The sequence below is a fragment of the Pseudomonas sp. 313 genome (genome assembly GCF_000316965.1).
In the GTDB taxonomy this organism is placed as follows: Bacteria; Pseudomonadota; Gammaproteobacteria; order Pseudomonadales; family Pseudomonadaceae; genus Chryseomonas; species Chryseomonas benzopyrenica.
On sequence record NZ_ANBZ01000098.1, the window covers coordinates 1 to 5,536 of the forward strand.

Below are 5,536 nucleotides of genomic sequence, written 5' to 3' on the forward strand. Positions count from 1 at the left end.
GGGCATGCCTCGGCGGACCGCCGTCTAGCGCAGCTTCTGCGGCTTGTAGGCGCAGTAATTCGGTCGTGGGCCGACCCGTGGGTGGTTGCGGCAGGTGTCCGGGCGCTGGTCGTAGATGGTGCACAGCCGCGTCTTGGGATGCAGGTAGAGGCAGTCGTTGTTGGACAGCCGCACCAGGGTGAACAGCCCGGTCTTGGCGTTGAGGCGTTCGACGACGCCGTCCTTCTTGAGCCGCTTGGCGATGTCCTTGAGCGGCTCGCCCTTCTCGAATTCGTCCACTACGCCCATGCGGATCAGATCGGACAGGCGGGCTTCCACCGGCAGGGTGCAGCAACTGGACGCGCAGTCCAGGCACATGGCCTTGTCGTAGCGGATCCAGGTTTCGGTGCGATCGAGATCGGCACCGAGAATGCGCAGTATCTGAGCCATGACTTACTCGGCGAAGGTGACCTGACCGTCGGCCAGGGAGGCGACGCGGGCCAGGGATTCGACGCGATAGCCCTGGGCGTCGAGTTCGGCACGGCCGACCTGGAAGGACTTCTCGATGACGATGCCGAGACCCATGACCTGGGCACCGGCCTGACCGATGATGGAGATCAGCGCCTTGGCCGCCTTACCGTTGGCGAGGAAGTCGTCAATGATAAGCACCCGGTCGTCGGACGCCAGATGCATGGTCGAGACGGCTATGGTGCTCTCGGTCTGCTTGGTAAAGGAATAGACACTCGCGACCAGTAGATTGTCGGTGAGCGTCAGTGACTGATGCTTGCGCGCGAAGATCACCGGTACGCCCAGCTCCAGACCGGTCATCACCGCCGGGGCGATGCCCGAGGCTTCGATGGTCACGATCTTGGTGATGCCGGCATCGGCGAAGCGGCGGGCGAACTCCTGACCGATGTCCCGCATCAGCGCTGGGTCGATCTGGTGGTTGAGGAAGGCATCGACCTTGAGCACCTGCTCGGAGAGTACTTGGCCTTCGGTGCGAATCTTGGCTTTGAGGCGTTCCACGCGGACGATCCTTTAACGGCAACGCCCGGGCCTGAGTGCAGGACCGGGTCTAGGAATACGGGAGGGCGGCGATTGTGCCCTATCTTTCAAGAAAGTCGTTAGTTTGCCGACAAATCGCCTTATAGATACCCGCAACGGGTAGCGGCGTTTGCCAGCGGAAGGGCAGAGGAGCGGTCATCGATGGACGTTTTGTTGTCACCAGGGATTCGCGTGCTGAGCCGCTTCGGCTTCGCACGCAAGTTTGCACTGCTCCTCGTGCTGTTCATTCTGCCACTCACGGTCAGTCTCTGGCTGCTCGGTGCGGATTTCCAGGCCAAGCTGGCGACGGTGAGCGGCGAACGCAGTGGCGTCCGGCTCTTGCAACGCCTGGATGTGCTGGAGGCCGAACTCAACGCCCAGCGCAACCTGACCGCGCGCTGGAAGGCGATCGACACCGCTCGGCAACCGACCCCGGCGGTGCAGGCCGCCATCGCCACCTTGGAGGGCCGCAGTGACAGCGGTCGCGCGAGCCTCGCCGCGCTACAGCAGCAACTGGCGGCCGAGGCCCTGGGCAGTGGCGTGCAGCAACGCTTCCAGGAGCTCCAGCAGGCCGTGGCCGGCCTCGACGTCAAGGATCTGCGCAATCTGGGCTGGTGGCCGGACGGCTACGACAGATTCACTGCGGCCCTGGGGGCCGTCCAGGCGTTGCGTGAGGAGATCGCCCTCGACAGCGGCCTGATCCTCGATCCCTGGCTGGAAACCTATCTAATGATGCAGATCAGCACCACCCAGTCGGTCGAGCTGTACGAGCGACTCGGACGCCTGGCCAGTGTCGGTCAGGCCAGCGTGGTGTCCGGTCAGTTCAGCCTGCAGAGCCGACTGCAGTTGCGCGACCTGCGCGCGCGCGTTGGCGACTCCCACGAGAGCCTGACCAAGGTCGGCGCCCTGCTCAGCAGCAAGCTACCCGCCGACCTGGCCGGCTGGAAGAACGACTACCAAAAGGTCAACAGCCAGCTGGAGGCCAGCCTCAAGACCCTCGATCAGGGCATCTTCAGTGGCGAGATCACCCTCAAGCCGGAGCAGTTCGAAGCCACCCTGGACGGCGTCCTGCAAGGGCTGCAGGCCTTCCGCCAGCAGACCCTCGAAAGCCTGGATCAGCGGCTGCAGTTCTATCGCGCCGATGCCGTCCACCGTTTCGGCTTCATCGTCGCCGGCTTCGGGCTGCTGCTGGTGGTGACCTGTTATCTGCTGTTGTGCATGCAGGCGGCCATCCGCGGCAGCGCGCGGGGCATCACTACCCTGGCCGAAGGCTTGCGTGACGGCGATCTGACCCGCACGGCCCAGGTGAACGGACGCGACGAGCTGGCGGAAATCGGGCGGGCACTGGACCTGGCCGTGGTGCAGCTGCGGGCCAGCCTGCAGACGGTCGATCGGGAGAGTCGCCAGGTAGGTACGGCGTCGGGTGAACTGGGACAGCAGGCCGAGGCGGCGCTGGGCGCGGTGGAAGCCCAGCGCCAGCAGATCACCCAGATCGCCACTGCGGCGACCGAGCTGGCGGCCACTGCCCAGGGCGTGGCCCGGAGTTGCGAAGAGGCCGCCGGGCGCGCCGAGCAGATGCGCGGCATCGCTCAGGTCAGCCAGCGCGATAGTCGCCAGACCACCGCCAGCATCCAGCGCCTCAATCAGCGGCTGGACGAGACCGCCGCCGCCATGGCCCAGGTCAACACCCAGGCCGGGGAGATCCAGCAGGTGGTGGACGTCATCCGTGGCATCGCCGAACAGACCAATCTGCTGGCCCTCAACGCCGCCATCGAAGCGGCACGCGCCGGTGATCAGGGCCGTGGTTTCGCCGTGGTCGCCGACGAGGTACGTTCATTGTCGCAGCGCACCCAGGCCTCCACGGCACAGATCGCCGGCACCGTCGGTAGTCTGAGCAGCACCGTGGCCCAGGCCGTGTCGCTGATGCAGGAGGCCTGTGGTCAGGCGGCCAGCGACGCCCAGTCGGTCACCGGCCTGGGGCAGCGTCTGGAAGCGATCGCCGAATCGGTGCAGGGGGTGTCCGATACCCTGGTGCAGATCGCCACGGCGGCTGAACAGCAGGCGGTCACCGCCGATCAGGTCAGCGGCAGTATCCAGCAGATCGATGGCGCCGCCGCCGAGCTGCTCGGCAATGCGCGCACGGTGCAGAGCACGGCGGTCGGCCTGGAGGCGGGCAGCCGCACCCTGGCAGCCAACACCACGCGTTTCCGCCTGGGCTAGAACGCAGAAGGGGCGCCGGTTAGGGCGCCCCTCCACTCAAAGAACCGCTGATCAGGCCCGGGTATCGAGCAGCCGGCCCAGGGTTTCCTGAGAGGCCTGCATGACCTTGGTACCGGCCAGCGCCTGGTACTTGCCGATATCCAGATTGACCAGTTGGCTGGCCATGTCAGCCTGGCTGTTGGTGGTCGCGCCCAGGGCTTGCTGTTCGTTGCGCGCGGTCTGGGAGGCGAGGGCGGCACCGGCCTTTTCGACCGTGCGGCTGCCGTTCTGGTAGGCCTGCACCCCTGCGTAGAGGGTATTGCTTGAAGTCACGTTCATGGACAGCGTCCTCGACGGTGATGTCAAAGGGCTATTGAAGCAGCTTTGACGTCAAAGAACCAGCAGGCCGTGTCACCGCCTGTGTCCGGCTATTGCTGGATCGTCGCCCGGTTGCCCTGGCCGCTCTGGCGCAGGTCGACGTGGCTACCCGCGCCGATCTGACTGATCGAGGCGTACTGGCCAGTGCCCTGCTGACTGGCGCTGACCTGGGCGTCGCTGCCCAGACCGGCAGAGAAGGAGTGACCATCGCCCAACTGCTCGACGCCGAGTTCGATGTGGTCGCCGAGCCAAACCGCACTGACCTCGTTGTCGTTGCCCTGGGAGACCAGGTTCAGGCGGGAATCGTCGCCGCCGATCAGGACGCCAACCCTGTTGCGATCGCCCTGCTGGTGCAGGTCGAGGCGGTTGCCGTTGCCGTTCATGATCGCCTGGACGGCGTTGTCGTCGCCCAGCTGCCGCGCGCTGACGCTCTGGGCGCCGCCCTCGGGACCGGTCTGCTGCACCGCCGCGCTGTTGCGATTGCCGATCTGGACCAGCCGGACCTCTTGCTGCCGCGAGCCCTGGCGGGCGCCGGCCTGGTTGTCGTCGCCCCGCTGCTCGACCACCGCCCGGTTGGCGCCGCCGCCCTGCAGCAGATTGACCTCGTTGCGCGCGCCCAGACTCAGCACGTCCTGCACATGATCGTCGCCCACCTGCCTGAGTCGCGAGTGGCTACCGCTGTCGCGACCGTCCTGGAACAGGTTCAGCTGGTTGCGCGCGCCCTGCTGCTCGATGAGCATCCGCTGGTCGTCGCCGCCCTGGCGCACCAGGGCTTCGTTCTGCAGGCCGCCCTGGACGATCTCCACGCCATTACGCTGGCCATGGCCCTGATAGACATAGGCATGGCTCTGGCTGGCCTCGCGCTGATCGATGAGGATCTCGCGCGCCCCGCCGGCGGCCTGGGTGACATTGGTGAAGTTGCCGACGCCGCCCTGCTCGACGCGGGTGCGGTCGCCCTGGGAGTCGCGCTGGGTGAGATAGGCCTGGCTGGCGCGACCGGTCTGGATGACCTCCAGGGTGCCCTGGCGGGTATCGGGTTCCTGGCTCAGGAAGGCGCCGAGGCGTTCGCCGTGCTGCTCCACGCGGGTCTGGTTGTCCAGCGCCCAGGCGGTGCTGGTCAGGCCGAGCAGGCCCAGGCAGGTCAGAAACTTCGAGGTAGACACTAGGGCTGATCCGGCGGCGAGAGTCAGGGCAGTCTGCCGCCGGCCTGGACCTGCGGCCATCGCCCGAAAGACTGATATCAGCCAGGCAGGCGCAGGTGCGCGGCGACCGCGGTGGGAGAGGCCGCAGCCAAGTGCGGCACCGTACCCAGGCAGGGCGCCGGCAGGCGCTCGTGCAGGGTGGCGAGGTTGTCGTCCAGGCGCAGGGTGGCCGGCGCAACCAAATTGGCCACCCAGCCGGCCAGGGGCAGGCCGTCGGCGAGGATGGCCTCGGCGCTGAGCAGCGCGTGATTGATGCAGCCCAGGCGTACACCCACCACCAGGATCACCGGCAGGCCCAGTTCGCGGGCGAGGTCGGACAGGGATTCACGCCCAGCCAGGGGCACGCGCCAACCGCCGGCGCCTTCCACCAGGGTGAAGTCGGCCTGCAGTGCCAGGATCCGCCGTACCGGCGCGGCCAGAGTGGCGACGGTCAGATCAATGCCGGCTTCGCGGGCCGCCAGGTGCGGCGCGATGGCCGGTTCCAGGGCGATGGGATTGATGTCGACATAGCCGAGCGGTAGCGAGGTCTCGCCCAACAGCGCCAGGGCATCACCGTTGCGCAGGCCGTCGGCGGTGCGTTCGCAACCGGAGGCCACCGGCTTGACGCCGGCGGTGGTGAGGCCCTGCAGGCGCGCCTGGTGCAGCAGGCCGGCGGCGATGGTGGTCTTGCCGATTTCGGTATCGGTGCCGGTGACGAAATAGGCGGGCATGGCGGTCATTCCTTAGAGCCTGTT

At 66.9% G+C, this 5,536-nt stretch carries 6 protein-coding genes; 1 reads left to right on the forward strand and 5 read right to left on the reverse strand.

The genetic code is table 11. The features are described from left to right. Positions 1–24: 24 nt before the first annotated feature. Together C722_RS0123335 and C722_RS0123340 are read right to left on the reverse strand one after the other, a co-directional pair. Entirely contained in the window at positions 25–429 is a 405-nt protein-coding gene (locus C722_RS0123335) for a YkgJ family cysteine cluster protein (protein WP_017642828.1), read from the reverse strand. 3 nt (positions 430–432) lie between these two features. Further along, a complete protein-coding gene (locus C722_RS0123340; protein ID WP_017642829.1) occupies positions 433–1,005 on the reverse strand; it encodes a xanthine phosphoribosyltransferase in 573 nt (190 codons plus the stop codon). Positions 1,006–1,185: 180 nt separating this feature from the next. Here C722_RS0123340 and C722_RS0123345 point away from each other — a divergent pair, with 180 nt between their 5' ends. After that, positions 1,186–3,243 carry a methyl-accepting chemotaxis protein gene (locus tag C722_RS0123345; RefSeq protein WP_026084052.1) on the forward strand — a complete coding sequence of 686 codons (2,058 nt, stop codon included), beginning with the start codon at positions 1,186–1,188 and terminating at the stop codon, positions 3,241–3,243. Positions 3,244–3,294: 51 nt separating this feature from the next. Here the strand turns inward: C722_RS0123345 and C722_RS0123350 are convergent, their stop codons facing one another. From C722_RS0123350 to bioD, 3 genes are all read right to left on the reverse strand, one after another. After that, positions 3,295–3,561 carry a hypothetical protein gene (locus C722_RS0123350; RefSeq protein ID WP_017642831.1) on the reverse strand — a complete coding sequence of 89 codons (267 nt, stop codon included), beginning with the start codon at positions 3,559–3,561 and terminating at the stop codon, positions 3,295–3,297. Between the two features lie 89 nt (positions 3,562–3,650). Further along, on the reverse strand, positions 3,651–4,763 hold the full coding sequence (locus C722_RS0123355) for a hypothetical protein (RefSeq protein ID WP_017642832.1): 1,113 nt from the start codon (positions 4,761–4,763) through the stop codon (positions 3,651–3,653). 77 nt (positions 4,764–4,840) lie between these two features. Then, positions 4,841–5,512 (reverse strand): dethiobiotin synthase, encoded by a 672-nt coding sequence (bioD, locus tag C722_RS0123360; protein WP_026084053.1) that lies wholly within the window; start codon positions 5,510–5,512, stop codon positions 4,841–4,843. Positions 5,513–5,536: the final 24 nt, after the last annotated feature.

Bases quoted from the DNA above. Each gene is read 5' to 3' on its own strand.
- C722_RS0123335 (WP_017642828.1), bottom strand. From the start codon at position 429: ATGGCTCAGATACTGCGCATTCTCGGTGCCGATCTCGATCGCACCGAA.
- C722_RS0123345 (WP_026084052.1), top strand. From the start codon at position 1,186: ATGGACGTTTTGTTGTCACCAGGGATTCGCGTGCTGAGCCGCTTCGGC.
- C722_RS0123350 (WP_017642831.1), bottom strand. From the start codon at position 3,561: ATGAACGTGACTTCAAGCAATACCCTCTACGCAGGGGTGCAGGCCTAC.
- bioD (WP_026084053.1), bottom strand. From the start codon at position 5,512: ATGCCCGCCTATTTCGTCACCGGCACCGATACCGAAATCGGCAAGACC.